The following is a 1,133-nucleotide window of genomic DNA, read 5'->3' on the forward strand; positions in this document are numbered from 1 at the left end:
AGCAGGTGCGCCATCTGGTTGGCACGGGCCTCCAGCGTGGCGTAGTCCAGACGCTCACCGCCGCACTCCAGCGCCAGTGCCTGCGGGTGCTGGCGCGCCTGGCGGCTCAGCAGCGCACCCAGCCCGCCCTGCCAGGGCATCGGCAGTGCAGGCCCGTCCCAGCGGCGGCGCTGCGCCATCTCCTGCGCATCCAGCAGCTGCAGCCGGTCCAGCCGCGCCTGCGGCGCGGCGGCCACCTGCTCCAGCAGACGCACCAAGTGCGTGCACATGCGCGCTACCGTGGCCGGCTCGAACAGCGCCACGTTGTACTCCAGCGCACCGCCCAGACCCTGCCCGTCCTGGCCCAGCGACAGCAGCAGATCGAACTTGGCGATGCGATGCTCACCGGCCGCGAACTCGGCCACCTGCACCTGCTCCAGCGCCAGCCCGCCGCCCCCGGCCGCCAGCTCGCCCTGCATGTCGAACATCACCTGGAACAACGGCGTGTGGCTCAACCGGCGCTCCGGCTGCAGCGCGTCCACCAGGTGCTCGAACGGCACATCCTGGTGCGACTGCGCATCCAGCACCGTCCCACGCACCTGGCGCACCAGCGCCACGAAGTCCGCGCCCCAGTCCACCTGGTCGCGCAGCACCAGGGTGTTGACGAAGAAGCCCACCAGCCCTTCCAGCTCGACCCGGTCACGGTTGGCCGTGGGCGTACCCACCACGATGTCCTGCTGCCCGGCATACCAGGACAGCAGCGCCTTGAAGCCGGCCAGCAGCACCATGTACAGGCTGGCCCCTTCCTGCCGCGCCAGCGCCTGCAGGCCCTGCTCCACCTGCGCCGGAATCCGGAACACCTGCACCTGGCCCTGATAGCCCTGCTGCAGCGGTCGCGGATGGTCGGTGGGCAGCTCCAGCAGCGGCGGCGCGCCGCTCAGCTGCTGCCGCCAGTAGCCCAGCTGACGCTCCAGCTCGCCCTCGGCCAGCCACTGCCGCTGCCAGCGTGCATAGTCGGCGTACTGCACCGGCAGCACCGGCAGCGATGCCTCCACGCCGCGGCAGTAGCCGGCATACAGCTGGCTCAGCTCGCGGCCCAGAATGCCCAGCGACCAGCCATCGCCGGCGATGTGGTGCAGGTTGAGGCCCAGCGC

At 71.3% G+C, this 1,133-nt stretch carries 1 protein-coding gene; it reads right to left on the reverse strand.

All coding sequences use genetic code 11. The features are described 5' to 3' along the window. Positions 1–1,133 (reverse strand): condensation domain-containing protein (locus tag ACPEH8_RS19395; RefSeq protein ID WP_423667887.1); only part of this gene is annotated, 1,133 nt, incomplete at both ends.

It is taken from the genome of Stenotrophomonas sp. NPDC077461, assembly GCF_049545475.1.
In the GTDB taxonomy this organism is placed as follows: Bacteria; Pseudomonadota; Gammaproteobacteria; order Xanthomonadales; family Xanthomonadaceae; genus Stenotrophomonas; species Stenotrophomonas nematodicola.